This window comes from Tenacibaculum sp. XPcli2-G (genome assembly GCF_024124505.1).
Taxonomy (GTDB): domain Bacteria; phylum Bacteroidota; class Bacteroidia; order Flavobacteriales; family Flavobacteriaceae; genus Polaribacter; species Polaribacter mesophilus.
On record NZ_JAMXSH010000001.1, the window covers coordinates 791,661 to 812,043 of the forward strand.

The following is a 20,383-nucleotide window of genomic DNA, read 5'->3' on the forward strand; positions in this document are numbered from 1 at the left end:
GAAGTTTATAATTAATAATCTTAGAAGTTAATTCTAAAGCTAAGGTTGGGGATGAATGGTAAAGAATACGTATTTATTTCTTTTACATTATCTGTATTATTTTCATCAACAATATAATAGGTGTTTATTATATTTTTTCTGTTGCTAATATTAGTGAAACCAACTCTTATAGTTGATTTTAGATTTTTTGTGAAATTAAAGTTATAGCTTCCAGAAGCATTAATTCTGAAGAAATTAGAATGCCTTTCTTTATTTGGAGTATCATAATTTACAATAACTCTATTACCGTCTTGAATGGTTTCATTGTCTTTTACAGGTTTTGTGTATGGGGTTCCCGAACGTAGAATAGCACCTAAAGAGAGCTTAAAATTATTGGTAATGTTATAGTTAATGGCACTACTAAAAGAGTGTATGATATCTAAACTACTAGGAAAAGTATCAGGAGTAAAAGTTTCAAATGTATAATTATTTTCCGTAAAGGAGTAGCTTAACCAACTACTAAGTTTTTTAGTTCTTTTATTAATTAAAAATTCAATACCTTTTACCTTATAGTTTCCTATAGAGTTTAGTGTTTGAACATTGTTATAAAAACCTTGATTGGCAACAGTTATACCATCAACAAATTTATAAAAACCAGTAAGATCTATTTGTAAGTTATTTTTTGAATACTCTGCTCCAAAAGATACTTGTTTACTTTTAATAATAGGCGTTTTATCATTGTCAGCCAAAATCCATCTTCTTTTTTCTATACCTAAAAAGTTGTCTTGAAAATCTATCTTCTGTGCAGTTGTTTGATTTTTAAACTCTCCTTCTAATTTTAAAAATAGACTATTATAAAGTTGTTGTCTTAAGTTAATCCTTGGTTCTATGATAAGTTTATTAAAATCATGAAAATAATTAGCACGAAAACCTACTCTAGCATAAGTGTTATTCTTACGATAAACTACCTCAGAAAAAAGAGCAGATTTAAGTAAAACTTCTTTTACAGATTTAGAAAATGTAGGAGCATTAACTGTTGTTTTGTTAGAAACACCTATTTCATTAAAAACAGCACCGTTTGTAAGTTGAAAAACATCTGAAAAATGATGATTAGTAATAAGCCTAATTTCAGACTCTAAAACCTTGTTAAATTGAGTTTGAAATTGATCAGTTTCTCTGTTAAAGTCTGATGAATTTATTGTATAATCAGAAATAAAAGTAGAGAGTTCTGTAGAAAATTTGGGCGACCAATTGGCATTCCAACTAATATTAGCTCCAAGATTCTCTTGTTTTAAATTACTGTTTTCTTCTACTGTTGAACCATTGTTTGTATATTCTTCTGTGTATTCTAAGTTGTTTTTTATACTTATTAAATTAGCTCTTAATGAATGATTTTTATTGATGTCATATAACACTTTAAAAGAGTAATCATAGAAGTAGAAATCAGTAGAGGCTTCACTTTCTTTATTGGAAGCTATAGAGTTTTCTTGAAAGCTTCTACTAAAATATTTGTCGTAGGTTGGGGTATCAAAAAAATCGGTATAAGACCTCCTTGCTGAAGCATGAATTTCGAGTTTTTTAGTTATAGGAGCCTGTAAAAAAGCGTCTGCACTTAGCAAATTAAAACCAGCACCTCCAGAGAATGTGTTAGTAATTTTGTTGTTGGTTTGCATGTTGACGGTACTGGAAACACCATCGCTAAACTTTGTACTAGTACCATTTTTGGTCACTGTAGCTTTTTCTGTTAAATATGGATTATATGCAGAAATTAAACCAAAAAAATGACTCGTGTGGTACATCTTAATTCCATCCCAAAGCATTAAGTTTTGATCGTTTGTTCCGCCTCGCACATTAATGTTCGATACACTTTCATTCACACTTTCTACACCAGGAAGTACTTTAATCGTTTTTAAAATGTCTGGTTCTATTAACCCTGGAAGAATTCCGAAATTTTTAGTTTTTAAAACGGTACCTCCATCGATGTTCTTTTGGAGGCCAGTAGTTAAAAAGTTAGGAATAATTACTTCTGATAACTCTTCTGACAAACTTTCTAGATATATTTCTTTACACAAGTTTTGAGAGAATAAATCTTTGGCTGGTAGTATAATAGGTTTGTATCCAATGTAAGAAATAGTAATGTTTGCTTTTGCAGGAACTGAGTTGATGTTGAATTCACCGTTAGTATTAGATGTAGTTCCATTACTAATATTATTAACTAAGATGGTAGCTAAAACCAATGGTTCAAGTGTATTACTGTTTACTATTGTTCCACAAATAGGAATTTTCTTTTTTAAGTACGATACAGTAATAAACCGATTATCTAAAATTTTAAAATTAAAGATAGTAACAGATTCTAAGTAGTTTATAGTTTCAGATAATGATAAACTATCATCAGGTTTGTCAATGTATACACTTTCTAAATCCTTATCGGAATACGTAAAAGTTACCTGATGCTTTTTTTCAATTTCAACCAAGACATCTTTCAGTAAATTTTTGGTAATAATGTCCTGTGCTTTGATAGCAAAGGAAAATAGGAAGAGAAATAAAAAAGTAGTTTTTTTATTGACCATTCTTGTAAATAGTAATGCTTTTTTCTTCTATTTTATATGATAATTGTAAAGGAATTGTAACTGCTTGCAAAGCTACATTTATGTCTTTATGGGTAAAACCACCAGTATAAAGCTGTTCTAAATTAACATCCTTAGTTTTTATAACATAACCATATTGGTTTTGTAAGTCGTCTAATACAAATTGTAAAGGAGTACTTTTAAAATTAGACTCATCTTGTAACCAAGATTTATTATTAATATTAAAAGTATTTAAAGTGTCAATTTTACCATTTACAACTTTAAATATTTTTCCCTTAGCTAATTTAATTAATGAGTTGTTATAGTCTACACTAACTAAACCTTCGTAAGTTTTTACTTCAAAATAATTCTTTCTTTCTTTAACGTTAAATTGGGTTCCTAAAACAGTAACTTTTCCAATAGAAGTATTTACGGTAAAAGATTTTCCTTTTTTGACTTTAAAAAAAGCTTCTCCCTTAAGTTGTATTTCTCTACTATTTTTCCAATCCTTTTTGTTGAAAGATACCGTGGAATTTGCATTTAAAATCACTTCAGATTCATCTGGTAAGTTAAAGGTTTTTGTTTCTGTATATTGCGTACTAAAGTTTACTGAATTATTGAAAAGTAAGAAATAAGAAGAAACTAGTAAAACAATAACTGCGGCAGCATATTTATAAAAGTTCTTGAAGTTTAATGGAACAACCTTACTTTTTTTAGTAGTAGCTTTTTTCAATTCAAATTCTTTAAAAGCCTTTTCAATATCCACTTTAGGAGTTTCTATGTGAGAAGAATAATGCGCTATTTTTTCAAGATTTTTAAAGTTTTTATCTTGTTTTAATAGAAACAGTTCTTCATCGGAGATTTCTCCGTTTAACCATTTTAATATGTATTGTTCATCTTTCATTTTGTGCTTAACTAACTTTTAGACAATAAAGAAGTAAATTTCCCTACCCTTACAATAATTCTATTTTTGATCTCAATTTTTTTAATGCTGAAGACATCCTTTTTTCAACAGCTTTTTGCGAGATATTTAGTAACTCAGCAATTTCTCGATATTTTTTACCGTCTATTCTATTCATTAAAAAAACCTCTCGTTCAGCCTCTGTTAAATTTTCAATAGCATTTTTTAGTTTGTTTTTAAACTCTTCTTCTTCTAATAAATATTCCGGACTTTGATTATTTATATCCAAATACGGAGCGCTTTTAGCATAGTTTAAAACAACTTTTTCATGCTTTAATTTGTTTAAAAAAAGGTTGTTTACACTAGTAAATAAGTACGATTTTGCCTTTTCATATGATATTTCTGAACATTTTTCCCACATTTTTAAAAAAGCTTCTTGTATTAAATCTAGGGCAGTATCTTTATCGTTAGATTTATAAGATGAGAAGTTAGTAACGAATTGAATATTAGATTTGTAAAACGCATTAAAGTCTTCCTCATTACACAGTGATTTTTTAGTCATATGAATGCTTTTATAGAGTTAAAATAGAAAAAAAATCGAAAACAAAGGTAGGGTAAAACGATTTATAGTTTTCTAAAGGACAGAAAGAGCTCAAAAAACAAATGTTTAAAAAATTAAAATTTATTAAGATGAAAACAATAAAATTAATAAGCATACTAGCACTAGTTACTTTAACAATTTTTACTTCATGTCAATCTGAAGAAAACGAACAGGTAGGAACAAATCCAAATGCAAATGCACCTACTTCTGAAACTGCAAAGAAATATAAAAGAACAGGTATGAACGATGGTTCTGAAGATGATTTTTTGGATGGAAATTCATGTGCTGAGTTATTGTTTCCAATAACAGCAACTATAAACGGTAAAGAAGTGACTATTATAAATGAATTAGACTATAGTTTAGTTCTTGAAATAATGGATGAGTTTAATGATGATGATGATACCGTAGTTTTTAATTTTCCAATAACAGTAAAGTTAAATAACTATACAGAAGTAACTATAACTTCGCAAACAGAATTGGAAGAATTAAATAGAAAATGTGATGAAGCATCAGATGAAATGGAGGATGCTATCTCTTGTGCAAAAATAGAATATCCAATATCAATGCTCACTTATGATGTTAATTTAGAACAAACAGGTACTGTTGTAATCGAATCGGAAAAACAATTGTACAACTTTGTAGATAGCTTAGATTCAAGCGAATTATTCTCTGTTAAGTATCCAATAACTATAACTTTAAATAACGGCAGTTCTGTGAAAGTTAATAGTGATTCTGAATTTGAAGACGCTATTGAAGAGTGTACCTCTTATGAAGAAGAAGAGGAAGCAGCAGAAGTAGCAGCCGACGAGTTAGAAACCATTATCAGTAAAGCTAAATTTAAGGTAGAAAGCTTTATTCAGGCAGGAGTAGAAAAAGCTGACGAATATGCTGCATATACTATAGAATTTACAAATGAAGGGAAATTAATAGCAAGAAATATAGTAAACACAACTTTAGAAAATATCGAAGGAGAATATGATGTAGAATCAGATACAAGAGTCCTTTTAGAAGTTGAGTTTGAAGCGGGAACTGTTGTAAGCGCTTTAGGTAATGAATGGGTTGTAACTACTTATACAAGCACTTTACTTACATTACAAAGTACAACAGATACTTCAATAACATTAACATTTAAAAAGATATAAAGAAAAAATCTTTTAAGCTAGTTGATTTTGGAACTTTATGGCTACGCTAGTAGTAGCCTAAAGTTTTAAAAAACCAATGATATTCAAATTACGTAAGTAAGATAAAGAAAGAATAATGAGAAAAAAGTTTTTTATAGTTTTACTATTCAGTGTTTTGCTTTGGGGATGTTCTACAGAAAATGAATCAATAATTAATGATGGTGCTGAGGGCGTAAAAGAAAACAGGAAGCCCACGGGAGCGTCAGCAAATGATTTGTTATCAGACAATGTCTATAAAAAAATGATTGTAGAATTAGCTTATGTTGAAGGGTTTGAACTAACTGATGAGGCAAAGAATAACTTTAAAAACTTTATTGAAGAAAGAACTTTTAAACCAAACGGCGTAGAGTTATATACGAAATCAATACCTGCTACAGGAAAAGAGGTGTATACAATCAATGATGTTGTAACGATTGAAAACCAGTATAGAACTTATTATAACACACAAAATACCATAGCGGTTTGGGCATTGTTTGTAAATGGTAAATCTTCAAAAGATTCCGATTCTTCTTTTGTTTTAGGCACTGCATATTATAATACATCGTTTGTAATTTTTGAAGAAACTATTAGAGAACTAAGCAATGGAACATTTGAGCCAGAAAGAAGCTTATTAGAGTCTAGTGTAATCCATCATGAATTCGGACATATTTTAGGACTTACAAATTTAGGAACCCCTTTACAAACAGACCATGAGGATGCAGATCATCCAAAACATTGTAACGAAGAAAGTTGTTTAATGTATTGGGCAGCAGAAACTAGTCATGGTATTGGAAACGTATTCTCATCAAATCAAATTCCAACACTAGATAGCCAATGTTTAGCAGACTTACAAGCTAATGGAGGAAGGTAGATTATAAAATTAAATCGATAAAAAATGAAAAAAATTCAGTTAGTAATATTGTTTATAACAATGATTAGTGCATCTATAGTTGCGCAAGATAGTAGTAAAAAGTCCAAAGCTGGTATTAAAGGTGGGTATAACTTATCAGCTGTAAGTTTTGATGGAGATTCGGAAACAGAACAGCTACATGGATTTCATATAGGTTTTTATGGAGAGTCATTTATAGGAAATAATGTTTCACTTCAATTGGAACTATTATACTCACAACAAGGGTATAAAATTATAGATGGAGGAGGTACTTATAAGCAAGAGCTAGATTATATAAATCTTCCTTTAATGGTAAAACTGTATCCTTCTGAAAACTTTTTTTTAGAGGCAGGACCTCAAATAGGACTTTCAATAGCACATAAAGAAACCTTTGATAGTGGCTTTATTCTGTATGATACCTCAAAAGAGTTTGATCCTAGAAATTTTGATTGGGGATTAAATTTTGGTGGAGGTTTTAAAACAAATAGTGGAGTAAGTTTAGGAGTAAGGTACCATTTAGGATTGAATGATATTTATGATGAAGACAAACCCAAAAATAGAGTCTGGCAATTTTATATAGGGTTTGACTTCTAGTAAAAAAAGCGATGTTTAAGCATCGCTTTTTTTGATATTAAGTTATCATCTTAACAGTAGTTAAATTAAAGAAGCTTTATTTTTAAATTTGTAAAAATAAAAGTAAGAAGAAATGATAGAGTTGTCAGAAACATTTTGGAATAATAAGTACTTACATAATAAAACAGGATGGGATTTAGGAAAGATATCCAACCCGTTAAAAGAATATGTTGATCAATTAGAAGATAAAAGTATTCAGGCTTTAATACCTGGAGGAGGAAACTCATACGAGGCGGAGTGTTTATTTAATAAAGGATTTAAGAATGTTTTTGTAGTAGATATTGCTTCAACACCGTTAAAAAGAATTCAAAAAAGAGTTCCTAACTTCCCAAAGGAAAATTTAATTCATGCTGATTTTTTTGAATTAAAAGGCACTTTTGATTTGATTATAGAACAGACTTTTTTCTGCGCTATCAATCCAGGGTTAAGACTAAAGTATGCACAAAAAGCACATGAATTACTAACTAATAAAGGTAAACTAGTTGGTTTGCTGTTTGATGCAGTACTAAATGAAGACCATCCACCTTTTGGAGGGAATAAAAATGAATATGAAAAATACTTCGCACCCTATTTTACAGGAAGTATGGAACCTTGTTACAATTCATCAGGAGGAAGAAAAGGTATGGAGCTGTTTGTGAAAATGATAAAAAAATAACCGTTAAATTTAATTCAACGGTTATTTCTTATTTGATGTTAGGCTCTTATTTCTTTAGCCTCTTGCTTCTTTTGTTCGTTACGCTCAATTTTATGGTCTGGTCTTGTCCATTTTGGTTTTTCACCTAACGATTGGTATTGTGAGTTTTCTGCTTCAACAGATTCTCTTTGTTCATGCTTAAAGAAAGGCTTTTGTGTATTTAAACCTAAATCTTCAAACATTTTCATGTCTTCATTAATATCAGGATTTGGAGTAGTTAATAATTTGTCTCCTGCAAAAATTGAGTTTGCACCAGCAAAGAAACACATTGCTTGACCTTCTCTACTCATTTGCGTTCTACCTGCTGATAAACGTACTTGTGAATCTGGTAATACAATACGAGCAGTAGCTACCATACGAACCATTTCAAAAATGTTTACAGGAGGTTGCTCTTCTAACGGAGTTCCCTCAACAGCAACTAATGCATTGATAGGTACAGATTCTGGGTGTGGAGAGAAGCGAGTTAAAGTTTCAAGCATTCCAGCTCTGTCTTCTAAAGATTCTCCCATACCAATAATACCTCCTGAGCAAACAGTTACATTTGTTTTACGTACATTTTCAATAGTGTCTACTCTATCTTTAAAAGCACGTGTAGAAATTACATCATCGTAATAATCTTCTGAAGTATCAATATTGTGGTTATAAGCATACAAACCAGCTTCCGCTAAACGTTTTGCTTGATTTTCGGTAACCATACCTAAGGTACAGCAAACCTCCATGTCTAGTTTGTTAATAGTACGTACCATTTCTAACACTTGGTCAAATTCTGGTCCGTCTTTTACGTTTCTCCAAGCTGCACCCATACAAACTCTTGATGATCCACCTTCTTTGGCACGTAAAGCTTGTGCCTTAACTTGGTTTACAGTCATCAAATCATTTCCTTCAACATTGGTATGATAACGTGCTGCCTGCGGACAATACCCACAGTCCTCAGAACACCCACCAGTTTTTATAGAAATTAAGGTACTTACCTGTACTGTATTTGGGTCGTGATATTTTCTATGCATAGTTGAAGCCTCGTACAAAAGCTCCATTAAAGGCTTATTGTATACTTCTAGAATTTCCTCTTTCGTCCAATCGTGTCTAATTTCAGTCATAAATTCGAGTTGTTTGTGGTGGTAAAAATAAAAAATTCCGCTTCGAAAGCGGAATTTTATGACTCTTATTTTTCTTTGTCAAGAGAATCTTTCTTATCGATTGTTTTTAAGTGTTCTTCGTTGTGATTAAAACAGAAACCGCATTTCCTCCAAAACCAACAGCGTTTACCAGTATTTTATTGAGTTTTTTTGGAGTGTGTTGAGGTTCAGCAAAGGGAACTTCAATAACTTGTTGGTGTTGTAGCATTAGTACGGCTAATTCTAAACTTAACAAGCCAGAAGCACCAAACGTATGACCGATTTTCCATTTATTGGTAGTTAAAAAAGGTACTTTGTTAGAAAATACTTTTTGAATCGCATTAATTTCCGATTGATCTCCTTTAATAGTTCCAGGAGCATGCATTACAATAGCGTCAATTTCATCTGGAGAAATTGTTCCTAAAGCCATTTTCATTGATTTTTGAAAACATTCTGCATCTGTTGTTACAGAAGTATTGTGTTTCAAAACTTCAGTAGCATATCCAACCCCTTCAATAAAAGCGATAGCATTTTCTTTACTTCCACTCTCTAAACAAAATACAGAAGCACCTTCTCCCAATACCATGGTGTTTTTGGTTTTGTTGAGGTCAAAAGCCTTACATGGATATTCATCATTTTCTTTAGAATATACTTTTAATGCCTGCATTTGAGCGATGGTAAAATCAGTTAGTGAAGCTTCGCTAGCGCCAATCATAAATTTCTCTGACATTCCCGATTGTAACCAAGCTACACCATTAAGTAACGAATGCAAGCCAGTAGAACAAGTAATAGAATGTGAGATTTCTGGTCCGTTACTCTGTAAATCATGCGCAATCCAAGAAGAAATATTCCCTAAAGTGGTAGTTGGAGAACTTAAGGTAGATGATTTTCCTGTAGCTAAAAACTCTTTGTGATATTTTTCAAACAAAGAAGTAGCACCGCGAGAAGAACCAATGTTAATTCCAAAGTTATCCGAAGATTTCCAGTCTGTTTGTTCCATTGCTTTTCTAGCAACAAACAACGTGTATAAAACAGATGGGTCTAAATTTTTATATTTATTATCTGAATTTTGAACCTCCTCAATAGCGTGTATATCCTCATCAGTCAATTGTGCTACCCATGCTTTAGAATCTTCAAACTTTTTAGAGCTTAAAAAATGTTGCTTATTTAGGTAGTTTTTCCAAATTTTTTCAGTAGTGCTTCCCAAGGCTGAAACAGATGCAAATGATGTTATGGAGATAAGTTCTTTCAATACGATAAAATTTCAGCAAAAATAAAAGTAAAATCAAGTATTCTAAAGAAAATAAAAATATTTATCTTGGGATAAAATTATTGAAGTTATGAGTGAGCAACGTCAAAAAAGTTGGTTTGGAAGAAATTGGTTGTGGTTTATACCATTAACAGGATGTTTAGGGTTTATTTTATTAATTGTTTTAGGTGTAGGTGCAGCATTTTTTGGAGTGTCGAAAATAATGACAAGTTCTACTCCTGTTGAATATGCTATTGAGCAGGCATCTAAAAACGAGTTGGTTATTGAAAACTTAGGTCAACCTATTGAAAAATATGGAATTCCATCAGGAAATATTTCTCTTACCAATGACGATGGAAATGTAGATTTTTCTATTCCGATAAGAGGAGATAAAGGAGAAGGAACTCTTATTGTTAGAGGAATTAAGATAGATGGAGAATGGGTTTACGAAGATTTATACGTTCATATTAAAGAAACTCAAGAAGAGATTAATTTATTAGAAAAGGAAAAAGTTCTAGAGACTATCTAGAACTTTTTCAATAGTTGTATATATTTTTTCAAGTTGCTCTTTCGTAATTACGTAAGGTGGTTGAATGTAAATAGTGTTTCCTAACGGACGTAAGAAAACGCCTTCATCCATAAAAGACTTTAAAAGTTGGTCTCGAAGCGTTCCATAACGACCAGAATTGGTGTTTAAATCAATCGCCAAAATGACACCTTTACATCTTGTTGTGTTCACTTTTGGGTGATTTTCTATCTTTTCGGAAAAAGAGATATTAGAGTTTTCAATAAATTGGATGTTGTCCTGAATCTCTTTGGTTTGTAATAACTCAATACTAGCCAATGCAGCACTACAAGCTATTGGATTTGCAGAATAGGTATGGCAGTGGAAAAAACCTTTGGCAATATCATTATCTAAAAAAGCCCTATAAATTTCTTCGGTACATGAAGTAATTGACATAGGAACCAATCCAGCGGTCAATGCTTTACTTAAGCATATGATGTCTGGTTTGGTAGCGACTTCATCAGAAGCAAAATGATTACCAGTTTTTCCAAAACCAGTCATTACTTCATCAGCAATAGTTAAAATGTTATTTTCTTTGCAAATTGCTAAGATGTTATTTAAATTTTCTGCTTTATGAATTTTCATTCCAGCTGCTCCTTGAACTAAAGGCTCGTATATGAATCCGGCAACATTATGTTCTGAAATAATCTGTTGCAATTTTTGTTCGACAGTTTCATTATTTTCACCGTTTGGCACAGGAATACGTTGAATATCCATTAAAAAATCTTCAAATGGGCCATTGTATACTGATAATCCAGAAACAGACATCGCTCCGAAGGTATCTCCATGAAAACCATCTTCAAAAGCAATAAAGGTAGTACGCTTTTCACCTTTGTTAAAATAGTATTGTAATGCCATTTTAATTCCCGCTTCTACAGCAGTAGATCCATTATCATTAAAAAAGATTCTATTTTGATTTTCAGGAAGAATTTTAATCAATTCTTCTGATAATTTTACGGCGGGTTCATGGGTGAAATCACTAAACATTATTTGATCTAATGTTTGCATTTGTTCATATACGCGACTTGTAATGTAATCATTACAATGCCCAAACATACAGGTATACCAAGATGAAATAGCATCAATATATTCGTTACCGTGTTCGTCGGTTAGCATGCATCCTTTGGCTTTTACAATTCCCAAACTGTTTGGATGTGTTTGATGTTGTTTTAGCGGATGCCACAAATGTTTTTTATCGCGTTCTTGTAAGTTCATAGGTTTCGTTCTTTTGAAAAAGAGCTGTCAAATGTACAATAGAAATACATAAAACCACTCCGAAATAGGCAATAAACAGTAGCCACATAATTGAGGTTGAAAACAATTCAGAAAAAAATGCAGGAAAAACTAAAAAAGCTTCTGAAGTGAGTAAGAAAAAGGTGTAAACAATCCAGGTGCTTGTATGGGGTTTTGTTTCCAATTCCATCCAAATAAAAGGCAGGTACATTCCTAAAAATAGTAAATGTAACCAAGCTATGAGCATAAACCTATTCGTTATAACTAAGTTAGAAAAGTAAGGAATACTGCCAAAGCAATTCATAATTCCGATAAATAGTAGTATCCCAAAAAACAATTGGTATGTAAGCTTTTGCTTTGAAAATGATTTCTTTAGTTTTAGGAAAAATAGTGTCAAAATTATTGAGCCAATACCTCCTGTAATTTGAATAGCCAGATGATTAAAACTATACTTTAATGAGTGTGTATATAATAGTACAAGAGCACTAATAATTAAGATGGTTTGTTTTTTTGATAGCTCAACAGTTGTTCTTTGAAAAAGAATGGCAAGCATCCAAAGAAAAAAGGAACCGAAATACTGAAAGTGTAAGTAGAAAAAAATAGCTTGTTGATACCAAGGGGAACTTTGCATTTTCATTGCCATTAAAGGTCCAAGTGTATACGGACCAATGGAAGAAATAAAATGAAAGATAATTCCTACTTTTATTAATGTTAAAGTTGATTTTTCACCAATTAATCGTTTCCATAGTCTAATTACCAACCAGTAACTAATCCACAAGTGTAAGGTAGAGAATGTAATAGTAACCAATGCATACCCTTGGATAATAAACCCTACTAACAAAATGGCAACACAAACCTGTAAAGCAAGATATAATCGATAAGAAGTGTTATCAATTCCATTCGTAAACCTTGTAAAAAGGAGTAGAATTAAAGCATTGAAAACAAAACCCAATAACATAATGTGAGAATGGGAGTGCAATACAAACTTAAACGGAAAGTTAGCAATGCTTCCTGTAAAAGCATAACGCAAAACCAGCCCTATAACTCCTCCTAAAAAACCAAAAATTAAAGGAAAAGACCAAAGATGTTTTGCGGTAACAGGTTTCATTTATAAATTACTTTTAAATAATTCAGCGTATTCTTTAATCACATTCTTATCAAAATAAGGTTCTTCTTCAATCCGTCCAATTACAGGAACATCTGTCATTTTTTTGATAATGTCTTCCGTTGTTTTATGTTCGTTTCCTGAAAAAATCAATGATACTTCAAATCCTTTTTCTTTTAATAAGTTAACTGTTAATAGGGTGTGATTGATACTTCCCAAATAATGACGAGACACAACAACAACTTTATAATCAGGTTTGATAATGTCTAACAAGGTGTTTTTATCATTAAGAGGGACTAACAATCCACCAGCCCCTTCAATAACTAAATTATTTTTAGTCGAAGGTTCTTTTATGTTGTCAATTTCAATAGTCACTCCATCAATTTCTGCGGATGCGTGTGGACTCATTGGTGTTTGTAGCGCATATGCGTTTGGATGAAAAACAGTGGTTGAGTTAGAAATTAGTTTTTCTACCTTATGAGTATCAGAATGTTCTAGGTCACCTGACTGAATAGGTTTCCAATAATCTGCTTGCAAAGCTTCTGTGACAATAGCAGCAGCAACGGTTTTTCCTACTTCTGTAGAGATTCCTGTGATAAAATATTTTTTCATTTAAAAATTGTTTTACAATCGTTGCAGATGAATTTCGTACTTTCAAAAAAAGGAAAGAGCATAAAAAAGATGTTTTTACGTTGTAAATCGGCAACTAATATTTTTGTAGAATTACATTTTGGACAATGAATGTCGTTTCCTTCTTCATCCTTTACGTAAGTTCTTATTTCGTTATAAACAGTAGCAGCTTTTTCTAAATCATTATTGTGTACCAATAGCTTAACTCCACCAATGGCTTGACTAATTAAAGGATCAGAATCAATTGTTTTTTCATCCATTAACATGGTTCTAATATCTTCTGAATCTAATTTAGCCTTTACAACTTGTGCTTCAGTAGAGTATTCAAACACAGCTAAAATGGTATAATTATCTTGCATTGTATTTTTTAAACAAAAGTAGCAAGGTTCTCTAAAACATTTGTAATTTCTTCTTTAGAATTATAAGCGTGTAAACAAAAACGTAATCGTTCTTGGTTTGTAGGGACGGTAGGGGATAGAATAGGCTTTACTTCAAAACCATGTTGTTGTAATTGCAAAGCCATATTTTTTACATGTTCATTGCCAGAGATAATACAGCAATGAATGGCAGAAGTACTTTGAATGAAGTTTAATCGCAACCTATTGGATTCTGAAATAAAATGTTGAATATTTTGTTGAAGTTGTGCTTTAGAATCGCTAATAATTAATTCGTCGTAAGCAATTTTTATTGTAGCTAGGGCATGTGGCGGTAAACCAGTAGTGTAAATAAAACTACGAGAAAAATTAATAAGATACTGTTGTAGTTGCTTGCTTCCTAAAATGGCTGCTCCATGACAGCCTAACCCTTTTCCGAAGGTAATAATTCGGGCAAAAACAACATCTTCTAAATGTAATTTTTGAATGAGCCCAAAATCAAATACCCCCAAAGCATGTGCTTCATCTACAACAAAATGTACATTTGTATATTTTTTGATAATTTGTGACATTGCTGTCAAGTCAGGAGAGTCACCATCCATAGAAAAAATAGATTCGGTAATCACATAAATTTCTGAATCGTTATTCTGAGTAAACCGAAGTATTTTTTCTTCTAAATCTTTTGTGTCATTATGTTTGAACTTAAAAGATTTTGCATTAGATAATTGAATTCCATCTCTTATAGAAGCATGAATAAGTTCATCAAACAAAATAATATCACCACGTTGAGGTACCGAAGCAAAAAAACCGATGTTAGCATCGTAACCAGAGTTGAAAACTAAAGCAGTTTCAGAATTATGAAGTTTAGCTAGCTGTTTTTCAACTATTGTATATAGTTTGTGATTTCCAGAAAGTAAGCGAGATCCTGTAGCTCCGTTAACCTTATGATTGTTATCAACTAAAAACTGATGTGTTTTATTAAATAAAACTTCAGATTTTGCAAAACCTAAATAGTCATTGGAAGAAAAATCGACAAAAGAATTCTTTTTACCGAGGTTTCTTAAAGCGTTATTTATTTTTCGTTGATTGAGTTTTTTGTTAAGTTTATTAGGGAGCTGCATAGTGCAAAAATAGAGGAAAATAATATGTCTTTAAAACTAGTTTTTATATTAAAATTACTAAAAAACAATTATTTTTTTAAATGAAACGTTTGGAAGTTAGTTATTTAGTTTTATATTTGTTACGACACAAGGCAATATTTGTTATCTTCTTTCTTCTTATAGAATGGCGCCAAAAAATAAAAAAAGAGAAGGTTTTATATTGTTTAAAGCTTTCTCTTTTTTTATTGAGAAAGCTCTAAAAGTGTTTTAAATTAATTATTCAACCCAAAAAAAAGAAACTATGGGATCATTTAGAGCAAGTTTCGAATTCGCAGGAAAAGAATTCGACGTATTACAAGCTGAGTACAGCTTAAACAGAAACACAGACACAAAAGGTAAACCATCTTCAAGTGTAAACGGAGGAAGAGTTACTTTAACTATTGAATCTACATCAGATACTTCTGTTATCGAGGCAATGGTGAATAGCCAATTTAAGTCTGTAGATGGAAAAATTGTTTTCAAGAAAACAGAAGAAGATTCAAAAATGAAAGAAGTGGAGTTTAAAAACGCTTATATCGTTTATTTCAAAGAAGATTTAGATGTAAACAACGAAATTCCAATGAAATTAACAGTTACTTTCTCAGCTGAAGAATTATTAATTGGTAACGCTAACTTAGACAATCGTTGGCCAGTAGCTTAATATAAAACAATGCCTAAGTTTTAAACTTAGGCATTGCCTTTTTTAATACCTAAGCTATATGAAAAAGGTAGAGATAGTTGTTACAAATGAAAAAGAAGGATTAGCTAGAATCACTAGTTATCCTTATCGTCCTGATAAAAAAAGATATGAGGTTCCTTTATATAAAGTGTATGTAAAAAATCTTGAAACTCAAAAAACACATGAATTTAAAGCTATTAGGTTTGGTGTAAAACGTACAAAACTTAAAGCAGCGCATGTTGTAGGTCTTCAAGATAATCAAGAATATACACTGCAGTGGAGTTATATAACTACAATGCGAGAAATGGCTTGGAGAGTTTATTCAGGCTTTTTTATACATAGAGGTCCTGCTAACCCTTTAGCGGGTTTTGGTTCAATAGGTTGTGTTGAAATATGTGGAGTTGGAGAATGGGAAAGATTCAATACTTTAATTAAGCAAATTACAAAGTGTAGTAGTGAAGAAGAAGTTAGTTTGAATAAATTGGCAAAAGTTATTTATAAAAAAGCTACTAGACCGATACTAAAACTAATACCTTAATAAATGATTTTTCAAAAATCATATAGTTACATATATATCTTATTGTTTTTCTTGTTTGCATGTAAAAGTACATCATCGTTAGGTCAAAAGAAAGACAACAAGTATTATACAGTGTTTTCTGAATTGAAAGAAGACAATAGCTATCTTAATGAATTGTTTAAGGAGCTAAAAGATAATTTTAATCTTTGTGAGGTTACTGAATCTCAAAAAAAAATTTATAAAAAATATCCTAAAGTTTTTTTAGAAGAATTAGCACGAAGTTTTGAAAACACGTCTTTTTTAAAAGTTAAAAGTTTAAAAACGCTTTCTGTTTTATCGTTAAAAGAAAAACAAGAATACAATGATTTGTGTATAAGTATTGAAGAATGGGATTTTGATAAAATTAGCGATGCACACACAGTTTTTAATAATCTAAAAAAGTACAGAGAAAAAGAAATAAAATTCAATACAATAAATTGGATATGGGTAACTTATGATAATCGTATTTATAGGATTAGTTCAGATAATCATAGTGTTACTAATGAGGAGATGGTTAGAGTAAAAAAAAGTTTAACGTCTTTATTAAAAAAGAAAGGTAATGTTAAAGATTTTGCCTTTTACGAATAAAAAAAATAAATTATGAAAAAATTTGATACTAAAATTAGTATAGACGGGCAGTTTATTGATTATTATGAATCAATAAGCTTGGCGCAACAAATATATAATCATCACTTTTTCTGTGTTGAATTAGATTATCAAGTTATTGAAAAGTTAGGAACACATACAATAGATGCTTCTAAAAAATGGCTAGGAAAAGATATGATGATTGTTTTTGAAGATTATAGCTTTTCAGGAGTAATAACTAATATAGAGTTAGTACATAACAACGGGTTTGAGAGTAGGTTGCATGTATCAGGCTATTCAAAAACCATTTTGTTAGAGGCAGGTAAACACTTGCAGTCTTGGTTAAAAAAAGAGTTATCTACCATAATAAAAGATGTAACAGAGCAAGCTAGTGTTAAAGCTGAGGTAACCCCAGTTTTTAAAGAAGAGATAGAATATGAATGTCAGTATAACGAAAGTCATTATACACTAATTAAACGTTTAGCAAAACAATATAATGAATGGTTATATTACGATGGTCAAAAACTATTATTTGGCAAGCCTTCTTCTCAAAAAGCAGCTATAGAGCTTATTTATGGAAAAGATTTACCTTCTTTACATATAGGTATTGAAACAAAACCAAATAATTTTAGTGCATTTTCCTATAACAGTTTATTAGATGAAAAACATTCAGAAAAAGTAAAAGGAAATGTAAAAGGTCTTAACGAATTAGGAGCTCATTCATTTAAAGCGTCTAAAGACGTGTTTAAATTAGCGTCTAATCAACATTTAAATGGTGTTTTTAACGACAAATCTAAAATAGAAAAAGCGATAGAAGCTTTACGATCGTCAAAAATGGCAAATAGTCATGTAATTAAAGGTAAATCAAACAAACAAAGTTTAACTGTAGGATCTATAATTAAAGTTTTAGCAACAGGGTTTAAAGATGGAGAGGGAGCAAAAGAGCAGAAGCCTTATGGAGAGTATATTATAACTGAAATAGAGCATGAAGCTTTTAAAGATGGATATGAAAATAGCTTTACCGCAATAGCTTCTAGTGTAGAAGTTTTACCTACCAATTTTGAAGTTAATTTCCCAATTGCTGAACCACAGCTAGCTACAGTCGTATCCAACAAAGATCCAGAAAATAAAGGAAGAGTTCAAGTAAAATTCCAGTGGCAAGTAGATAATATGAAATCTAGTTGGATACCAGTACTAACTCCCGATGGTGGTAAAAGTGATCAAGTGAATGTTAATAGAGGGTTTGTTTTTGTACCAGAAGAAGGAGATCAAGTAATGATAGGGTTTAGGTATAATACTCCTAATCGTCCATTTGTAATGGGAAGTTTTTTTAATGGAAAAACAGGAGCAGGAGGAAGTGATAACAATAAAATAAAAAGCATTACAACTCGTAGTGGAAGTACCATAACGTTTGATGATGATGAAGGAAAAGGAAAAATAACAGTTAGTGATCCAAGTGGAAGCACGGTTACATTGAATGGAGATGAAACCATTAGCATTAGTGCACCTAAAAGTATAACGCTAAGTTCAGAAGAAATTAAAATAGAAGCTAGTAAATCTGTAACTATAGATGGTAAAGACGAAGTTTCTGTAAACTCTAAGAAAATAGTACAAGAGGGAAGTGATTTAGTAGAAATAAAAACAAAATCGAACCTTAAAATAGAATCTAAAACACAAGAAACTAAGTCGAGTAAATATAGTGTAGAAGGGAAAAGTGTAGATATTCAAGGAATGAATACTAGTGTAAAAGGAAATGTTAAGCTAAGCTTAAACTAAATTAATTAGCTATGCAGGAGAATAATGCTATAACACATAGAATTACACAACTACAAACAAAATGGTATAGAAAAGTAAAAGAAGACACAAAACTGGTAAGATGGCTTATTGAAGAAAATGAGTATAGAATGTTAGAAGCTTTTGTGTTGTTAGAATCGGGAGAACATGGAGTTTTGTCAGAATTCTTTTTTCCGTTTACAATACCTTTTTTCGATAATAAAGAGGAATCTTTTGCTTTAAACCTAAAAAATGCTTGGATTGACACATGGAATAATAAACAGTATAGAGATGAAGTTCCTAAAAAGCTTTTACCACAATGGCAAAGTCAGCCTTATGAGAATACAACTGTAAAGAATAGAGAACAAGAGTTCTTGGAGTGTATGAGTTCTTTTGCACAAGCTATTTCTAATAATGCTAGGTTGGTGCTAGTTTTATTACCTCAAAATTTAAAACAATTAGGAAAACAATGGGGAAATTGGGTGTTGTCTTTAACTGAAAAGCTTCCAGATAATTTACAAATAATGGTTGTAGATTATAAAGATAGCAAAGCTTTTAGGTATATACCAAACGAGGTAAAAGAAGTAAGTATAGAAGCCAATTTAAAGATGTTTCAGGCTATGAAAGAAATAGTAGCTTCTTCTGGAGATGCTCATGAACCAGGAATAGCTATAAATACCTGTCTTTTAAACATATTTGAAGAGCTTCAAAAAGAAAACATACGTGGAGTTGAATTGTGGGGGAATAAAGGTATTGAAGTAGCTAAAGAAGCAGCCAGTAAAAGTTTAGAGGCAACGGTGCTTATTACTTATGGTAGTGCATACTTTCAGCTTAAAAAGTACGATAAAGCATTGGTTAAATTTAAAAACGCTTTAACAGCTTGCTATGATGGAATTGCTCAAGACGATACAGTTTGTGAGAGTTTATTAATTCAGGGATACAATTTTACAGCAGCCACTTACCATGTAAAAAGAAATAAAAGTGAAGCTATTGAATACTATTTAAAAACAGCAGAAACAGCTAAAAGCTATCAAGTATATCCAACTTATATAGAATCAATCAGGTTAGCTTCCGAATTATCAGTAAAACAATTTAACAGTAAAGAAGCCTACAAGTTACTTAACAACTGTTTTGAAACGGTAAAAGAGTTGGATAAAACAATGTTACGTTACACAACTTTTTTTTTAGTGTGCGAAAAACTGTATGATAAATACCATGCAAACAATGAGAAAGATGCAGCAATAACAGTTGAAAATTTGGCAAAGAGTATTTGGGGAGAACATTGGAAAAAACCTAAGCCAGAAGAAATGATACAACCAGTTAGTATGATAACAAATACCTAAAAAAATATGCAGCCAGCATCAAAACATACAAATATAGCAATGGGTATAGATATTCATTTTGTAACTATACCACCATCACCAGCACCAATTCCTATACCACACCCTTTTATAGGAATGATTTTCGACCCAATGGATTATATTCCTGTTATAGGAACCAATGTGTATGTAAACAATCAAAAACGAGCAAATGCAGGTACCATGGCTACTTTAGGAACCATAAAACACTTTCCTTTAGGAGCCGGATTTTATCCTGCTACTATGCCGTTAATAGACCATGAAGGATTGCACTTTTTTGGTAGTAAAACAGTAGAAGTAGATAGCTCTTATTTTAGTGTTGCAAGTTATAATATGATGACTTGTAGTTGTATAGGAATTCCTTTAGGATCGCCAAATATGTACACACCTACCACTACCACAATACCTATTCCAGCAGGACCTCCTGTTATTGTAGGTGGACCTCAAGTACCCGATTTAATGGGAGTTGTTATGAAACTCGCTATGCTAGGAGGCCTAAAGTTTTTAATGAAATTTGGAGGTAAAACCTTTAAAAAACTTGCTAAAAAATTAAAGAAAGGTTGTAATTGCCCATCATAAAACCTAAAAAAGAAAAAAG

21 protein-coding genes are annotated in these 20,383 nt (G+C 31.3%); 11 read left to right on the plus strand and 10 right to left on the minus strand.

Annotation, left to right across the window (positions count from 1 at the left end):
• Window positions 1-20: 20 nt before the first annotated feature.
• Genes NH341_RS03490 through NH341_RS03500 form a run of 3 tightly spaced genes read right to left on the minus strand, consistent with a single transcriptional unit; the run spans window position 21 to window position 4,009 of the window.
• Window positions 21-2,549, minus strand: coding sequence for a carboxypeptidase-like regulatory domain-containing protein (locus NH341_RS03490; RefSeq protein WP_253055691.1), 2,529 nt, complete (start codon window positions 2,547-2,549; stop codon window positions 21-23).
• Window positions 2,539-3,450 carry a FecR family protein gene (locus NH341_RS03495; protein WP_253055692.1) on the minus strand — a complete coding sequence of 304 codons (912 nt, stop codon included), beginning with the start codon at window positions 3,448-3,450 and terminating at the stop codon, window positions 2,539-2,541. The genes NH341_RS03490 and NH341_RS03495 overlap by 11 nt, the downstream gene beginning before the upstream one ends.
• Window positions 3,451-3,499: 49 nt before the next feature.
• Entirely contained in the window at window positions 3,500-4,009 is a 510-nt protein-coding gene (locus tag NH341_RS03500) for an RNA polymerase sigma factor (RefSeq protein ID WP_047790673.1), read from the minus strand.
• Window positions 4,010-4,137: 128 nt separating this feature from the next.
• Between NH341_RS03500 and NH341_RS03505 the strand changes: the two genes are divergently transcribed.
• From NH341_RS03505 to NH341_RS03520, 4 genes are all read left to right on the plus strand, one after another.
• Window positions 4,138-5,190, plus strand: a complete 1,053-nt coding sequence (locus NH341_RS03505) for a hypothetical protein (RefSeq protein WP_159488534.1) — start codon at window positions 4,138-4,140, stop codon at window positions 5,188-5,190.
• Between the two features lie 115 nt (window positions 5,191-5,305).
• Complete coding sequence (locus NH341_RS03510) at window positions 5,306-6,079, plus strand: membrane metalloprotease (RefSeq protein ID WP_253055693.1); 774 nt, start codon at window positions 5,306-5,308, stop codon at window positions 6,077-6,079.
• Between the two features lie 24 nt (window positions 6,080-6,103).
• Window positions 6,104-6,691 carry a porin family protein gene (locus NH341_RS03515; protein WP_253055694.1) on the plus strand — a complete coding sequence of 196 codons (588 nt, stop codon included), beginning with the start codon at window positions 6,104-6,106 and terminating at the stop codon, window positions 6,689-6,691.
• Between the two features lie 112 nt (window positions 6,692-6,803).
• Window positions 6,804-7,385, plus strand: a complete 582-nt coding sequence (locus NH341_RS03520) for a TPMT family class I SAM-dependent methyltransferase (protein WP_253055695.1) — start codon at window positions 6,804-6,806, stop codon at window positions 7,383-7,385.
• A 38-nt stretch (window positions 7,386-7,423) separates the two neighbouring features.
• Here NH341_RS03520 and bioB read toward each other — a convergent pair whose 3' ends face one another.
• Both bioB and NH341_RS03530 read right to left on the minus strand, forming a co-directional pair.
• A complete protein-coding gene (gene bioB, locus NH341_RS03525; RefSeq protein WP_073182195.1) occupies window positions 7,424-8,521 on the minus strand; it encodes a biotin synthase BioB in 1,098 nt (365 codons plus the stop codon).
• A gap of 106 nt (window positions 8,522-8,627) precedes the next feature.
• A complete protein-coding gene (locus NH341_RS03530; RefSeq protein ID WP_253055696.1) occupies window positions 8,628-9,791 on the minus strand; it encodes a beta-ketoacyl synthase N-terminal-like domain-containing protein in 1,164 nt (387 codons plus the stop codon).
• 88 nt (window positions 9,792-9,879) lie between these two features.
• Between NH341_RS03530 and NH341_RS03535 the strand changes: the two genes are divergently transcribed.
• Entirely contained in the window at window positions 9,880-10,317 is a 438-nt protein-coding gene (locus NH341_RS03535; protein ID WP_047790668.1) for a cytochrome c oxidase assembly factor Coa1 family protein, read from the plus strand.
• Here NH341_RS03535 and bioA read toward each other — a convergent pair.
• The 5 genes from bioA to NH341_RS03560 are packed head-to-tail and all read right to left on the minus strand — an operon-like array spanning window position 10,303 to window position 14,816.
• Window positions 10,303-11,568, minus strand: coding sequence for an adenosylmethionine--8-amino-7-oxononanoate transaminase (gene bioA, locus NH341_RS03540; protein WP_253055697.1), 1,266 nt, complete (start codon window positions 11,566-11,568; stop codon window positions 10,303-10,305). The two genes, NH341_RS03535 and bioA, sit on opposite strands and share 15 nt — an antisense overlap.
• Entirely contained in the window at window positions 11,546-12,694 is a 1,149-nt protein-coding gene (locus NH341_RS03545) for a hypothetical protein (RefSeq protein ID WP_253055698.1), read from the minus strand. Before NH341_RS03545 ends, bioA begins: the two co-directional genes overlap by 23 nt.
• Window positions 12,695-13,303, minus strand: coding sequence for a dethiobiotin synthase (gene bioD, locus NH341_RS03550; RefSeq protein WP_047790665.1), 609 nt, complete (start codon window positions 13,301-13,303; stop codon window positions 12,695-12,697).
• Window positions 13,300-13,680: a putative signal transducing protein gene (locus NH341_RS03555; protein WP_253055699.1), complete on the minus strand. Its 381-nt coding sequence runs from the start codon at window positions 13,678-13,680 to the stop codon at window positions 13,300-13,302. Before NH341_RS03555 ends, bioD begins: the two co-directional genes overlap by 4 nt.
• An 8-nt stretch (window positions 13,681-13,688) precedes the next feature.
• Entirely contained in the window at window positions 13,689-14,816 is a 1,128-nt protein-coding gene (locus tag NH341_RS03560; RefSeq protein ID WP_253055700.1) for a pyridoxal phosphate-dependent aminotransferase family protein, read from the minus strand.
• 280 nt (window positions 14,817-15,096) lie between these two features.
• Between NH341_RS03560 and tssD the strand changes: the two genes are divergently transcribed.
• Genes tssD through NH341_RS03590 form a run of 6 tightly spaced genes read left to right on the plus strand, consistent with a single transcriptional unit; the run spans window position 15,097 to window position 20,364 of the window.
• Window positions 15,097-15,495 (plus strand): type VI secretion system tube protein TssD, encoded by a 399-nt coding sequence (tssD, locus tag NH341_RS03565; protein ID WP_073182189.1) that lies wholly within the window; start codon window positions 15,097-15,099, stop codon window positions 15,493-15,495.
• Window positions 15,496-15,553: 58 nt separating this feature from the next.
• Window positions 15,554-16,051 carry a hypothetical protein gene (locus NH341_RS03570; RefSeq protein WP_047790808.1) on the plus strand — a complete coding sequence of 166 codons (498 nt, stop codon included), beginning with the start codon at window positions 15,554-15,556 and terminating at the stop codon, window positions 16,049-16,051.
• A 3-nt stretch (window positions 16,052-16,054) separates the two neighbouring features.
• The gene (locus NH341_RS03575; protein ID WP_167712867.1) at window positions 16,055-16,657 is read left to right on the plus strand and encodes a hypothetical protein; all 603 of its coding nucleotides are present in this window, start codon (window positions 16,055-16,057) and stop codon (window positions 16,655-16,657) included.
• Window positions 16,658-16,669: 12 nt separating this feature from the next.
• Complete coding sequence (locus tag NH341_RS03580) at window positions 16,670-18,430, plus strand: type VI secretion system Vgr family protein (protein ID WP_053056793.1); 1,761 nt, start codon at window positions 16,670-16,672, stop codon at window positions 18,428-18,430.
• Between the two features lie 11 nt (window positions 18,431-18,441).
• Window positions 18,442-19,770, plus strand: coding sequence for a hypothetical protein (locus tag NH341_RS03585; protein ID WP_253055701.1), 1,329 nt, complete (start codon window positions 18,442-18,444; stop codon window positions 19,768-19,770).
• Between the two features lie 6 nt (window positions 19,771-19,776).
• Window positions 19,777-20,364 (plus strand): hypothetical protein, encoded by a 588-nt coding sequence (locus tag NH341_RS03590; RefSeq protein WP_047790812.1) that lies wholly within the window; start codon window positions 19,777-19,779, stop codon window positions 20,362-20,364.
• The last annotated feature ends 19 nt before the right edge of the window (window positions 20,365-20,383 follow it).

What these genes read in the sequence shown, in the direction of transcription:
- NH341_RS03490 (WP_253055691.1), bottom strand. Translation starts at nt 2,549, where the DNA reads ATGGTCAATAAAAAAACTACTTTTTTATTTCTCTTCCTATTTTCCTTT.
- NH341_RS03495 (WP_253055692.1), bottom strand. Translation starts at nt 3,450, where the DNA reads ATGAAAGATGAACAATACATATTAAAATGGTTAAACGGAGAAATCTCC.
- NH341_RS03500 (WP_047790673.1), bottom strand. Translation starts at nt 4,009, where the DNA reads ATGACTAAAAAATCACTGTGTAATGAGGAAGACTTTAATGCGTTTTAC.
- NH341_RS03505 (WP_159488534.1), top strand. Translation starts at nt 4,138, where the DNA reads ATGAAAACAATAAAATTAATAAGCATACTAGCACTAGTTACTTTAACA.
- NH341_RS03510 (WP_253055693.1), top strand. Translation starts at nt 5,306, where the DNA reads ATGAGAAAAAAGTTTTTTATAGTTTTACTATTCAGTGTTTTGCTTTGG.
- NH341_RS03515 (WP_253055694.1), top strand. Translation starts at nt 6,104, where the DNA reads ATGAAAAAAATTCAGTTAGTAATATTGTTTATAACAATGATTAGTGCA.
- NH341_RS03520 (WP_253055695.1), top strand. Translation starts at nt 6,804, where the DNA reads ATGATAGAGTTGTCAGAAACATTTTGGAATAATAAGTACTTACATAAT.
- bioB (WP_073182195.1), bottom strand. Translation starts at nt 8,521, where the DNA reads ATGACTGAAATTAGACACGATTGGACGAAAGAGGAAATTCTAGAAGTA.
- NH341_RS03535 (WP_047790668.1), top strand. Translation starts at nt 9,880, where the DNA reads ATGAGTGAGCAACGTCAAAAAAGTTGGTTTGGAAGAAATTGGTTGTGG.
- bioA (WP_253055697.1), bottom strand. Translation starts at nt 11,568, where the DNA reads ATGAACTTACAAGAACGCGATAAAAAACATTTGTGGCATCCGCTAAAA.
- NH341_RS03545 (WP_253055698.1), bottom strand. Translation starts at nt 12,694, where the DNA reads ATGAAACCTGTTACCGCAAAACATCTTTGGTCTTTTCCTTTAATTTTT.
- bioD (WP_047790665.1), bottom strand. Translation starts at nt 13,303, where the DNA reads ATGAAAAAATATTTTATCACAGGAATCTCTACAGAAGTAGGAAAAACC.
- NH341_RS03555 (WP_253055699.1), bottom strand. Translation starts at nt 13,680, where the DNA reads ATGCAAGATAATTATACCATTTTAGCTGTGTTTGAATACTCTACTGAA.
- NH341_RS03560 (WP_253055700.1), bottom strand. Translation starts at nt 14,816, where the DNA reads ATGCAGCTCCCTAATAAACTTAACAAAAAACTCAATCAACGAAAAATA.
- tssD (WP_073182189.1), top strand. Translation starts at nt 15,097, where the DNA reads ATGGGATCATTTAGAGCAAGTTTCGAATTCGCAGGAAAAGAATTCGAC.
- NH341_RS03570 (WP_047790808.1), top strand. Translation starts at nt 15,554, where the DNA reads ATGAAAAAGGTAGAGATAGTTGTTACAAATGAAAAAGAAGGATTAGCT.
- NH341_RS03575 (WP_167712867.1), top strand. Translation starts at nt 16,055, where the DNA reads ATGATTTTTCAAAAATCATATAGTTACATATATATCTTATTGTTTTTC.
- NH341_RS03580 (WP_053056793.1), top strand. Translation starts at nt 16,670, where the DNA reads ATGAAAAAATTTGATACTAAAATTAGTATAGACGGGCAGTTTATTGAT.
- NH341_RS03585 (WP_253055701.1), top strand. Translation starts at nt 18,442, where the DNA reads ATGCAGGAGAATAATGCTATAACACATAGAATTACACAACTACAAACA.
- NH341_RS03590 (WP_047790812.1), top strand. Translation starts at nt 19,777, where the DNA reads ATGCAGCCAGCATCAAAACATACAAATATAGCAATGGGTATAGATATT.